This is a genomic window from Variovorax sp. 01T439_2 (assembly GCF_056398445.1).
Genome location: NZ_JBFTPJ010000911.1, coordinates 1 through 2,357 on the forward strand (window position 1 = coordinate 1; position 2,357 = coordinate 2,357).

Below are 2,357 nucleotides of genomic sequence, written 5' to 3' on the forward strand. Positions count from 1 at the left end.
CCAGCCGCGCACCTGGGCGGCCGTGAAGCGCGGCGGCGTCGGCTGGCCCCAGGAGGCGCCGAGCGGCGTCAGGAGATGGAACTTCAGCTCCGAGCGCGGTGCGTTCAGCTGTGCGGGAGGCTGCATGAATTCGCCGGCCATCAGGTTCTGGCAGGGCGCGGCCTTGGCGCTGAAGCGCGCCGGGCCCTCGCCGGCATTGAAGGCCAGCCAGCGGTCGGGGGCGCCGCTGCGCGCCGCGGCGCACAGCGCATCCCAGCCGGACGGCGAGATGCCCCGCGTGTTGTAGACGCCGTCGAACCACCAGCCCCTGGCCAGCGCGCCGTAGTGCTGCGACCAGTCGCGGATCACCGCGGTCCATGCGGCGATGAAATCGGCCGGCGGCGGCTTCTGCTCGGAGATGTCGCCCAGGCAATTCATCAGCTCGGGGTCTGCCTGCGGCGCGCGAAACGGCAGGTAGAGCACCAGGGCGATGCCGCGGCTGCGCAGCGCGCGGCCGATCTCCAGCGGCAGGTCGCGCGGCGGCCGGTCCGCGGCGCTGTGCGGGCACAGCGCCTCGAGCGCCGCATTCGGCGCGATGTACTGGCCGTTGTTCTGCCCGAGCGTCAGGATGAGGTGGGAGGCGCGCATCTGCGCGAGCGATGCCGCAAACGCTTCGACGTCGAAGCGGGCGGCATCGGCGATCGACTGCCTGTCGGGCAGGTAGTGCACCATCACGCCAAAGCCGGTGTCCGCCGCTGCCGCAGTTGCCGCGCAGGCGGCACCGAGCAGCCCCGCCGCGAGCAGCTGCCGAAGAGCGCCTGCAGTGCGTGTCATTGCATGGCTCCGGCCAGCGAGACGGCCTCGCGCTTGAGCATGAGATAGCGCCTGGCCACCGCGCCGGGCGCGCAGGCTTCGGCATGCAGCCAGGGCGGCTGCGTGTCCCGGTGCTCGTCCAGGTAGCGCGCCAGCCGGCCCATGTCGCATGGCTCGCTGCCGATCAGGAAGGCGTAGCCGCCGAACAGCTCGCGGTGCACCGGAATGTCCGAGAGCAGCAGCGGCACGCCCAGGGTGGCGGCTTCGGCGGCTGAGAGGTTGAAGCCCTCGAAGGCCGACAGCGAGATGAAGGCCGTGGCGCCGCAATAAAGCCGCGTCAGGTCCTGGCGCGAGACCAGCCCGCGGTGCCGCACGCAGTTGCCGAGCTCGGGTGCCATGTTGGCGACCATCCGTTTCACCTCGGCCGCGCCGTTGCCCGTGATGTCGAGCCAGTCGACCAGCCCCTCGCGCTTCATGCGCTCGAAGAGCTTCAGCGCGGCGCCGAAATTCTTGTGCGGGTAGTAGTGGTAGGACGCGATCAGGTAGCGCTCGCCCACGGGCGGCTCGCGGGACGCGCTGGCCGAGCCGGCCGCGCGCGTGGCCTCCACCGGGTTGAAGATGACGCTCGCGTGCTCGCAGCATCCGAAGTACCGCTCGAAATCCTGCTGGCTGCTCCTGCTGATGAACACCACGTCGGCCGCGCTGCGGGCCACGCGCCTGAGGTTCCAGTCGAGCCACAGGCGCTTGGTGCGGCTGAAGTACGCGGGGTAGTAGCGGTACTGCAGGTCGTGGACGATCACGATCGAATCCCGGTGGCGCCCGAACAGCGTGAACGGCAGGAAGTAGTTGGGAAACAGCGAGAACACCCGCTCGCCCGATACCAGCRCCTGCAGCCGGTGGTAGTTGTAGAGCAGTATCTCGACCAGGAACCGGCTGATGCGCAGGCGCCGTGCCACCGCGAAGAGGCGCGGATGCCGTTCGCTGGCCGGCTGGATGTGGTCGCCCTTGCACAGGCGCATCCTGCGCAGCAGCAGGTCCGACACGTTCAGCACGCCGCCCGCGCCGCGGTTCAGGCGGATCGTGTCGTAGAACAGGTACTTGTACATGCTGGACCTCAGGCTGCGCGCGCGGCGTAGCGCGCCGCGCGGCGCACCGGGCGGAAGCGCGAACTCAGCAGGCCGGCGAGCAGCGCCGCAATCAGCCCCGATGCCGCGAACGGCCCCCAGCCGAGGATCGGCCCGCGCAGGAACGGCACGTAGGCGGCCAGCAGCACCAGCGCGCACAGATAGCTGCCGGACAGCGCGGCGCGCGGATCCACCATCCTGTCCAGCACCCGGAAGCCGGCCGAGATCGCAAGGCCGAACATCACGGGCCCGGCCAGCCCGAAGTCGAAGTACGCCGTGGTGAAGGGCGGCAGCGACAGGTTGGACTGCGAGAAGTTGCCCAGGATGGCAGGCCACCCCAGCGGATCGAAGTCCGGAAACAGCTTCAGGTCGCGCGGCAGGATGAACGAGAACGCCGACAGCAGGTAGCGCCCCCATCCGAGCTCGGGCTCGGATGCGCGC

2 protein-coding genes and 1 pseudogene are annotated in these 2,357 nt (G+C 70.2%); all 3 read right to left on the reverse strand.

Going from position 1 to position 2,357, the window contains the following annotated elements:
• On the reverse strand, positions 1–813 hold an 813-nt coding region (locus tag AC1DOC_RS29665), incomplete at its 3' end, for a hypothetical protein (protein WP_478131122.1).
• Positions 810–1,898 (reverse strand): glycosyltransferase, encoded by a 1,089-nt coding sequence (locus AC1DOC_RS29670; RefSeq protein WP_478131123.1) that lies wholly within the window; start codon positions 1,896–1,898, stop codon positions 810–812. The genes AC1DOC_RS29665 and AC1DOC_RS29670, both read right to left, overlap by 4 nt.
• A gap of 8 nt (positions 1,899–1,906) precedes the next feature.
• Positions 1,907–2,357 (reverse strand): annotated as a pseudogene (locus AC1DOC_RS29675) (hypothetical protein); the annotation flags it as partial.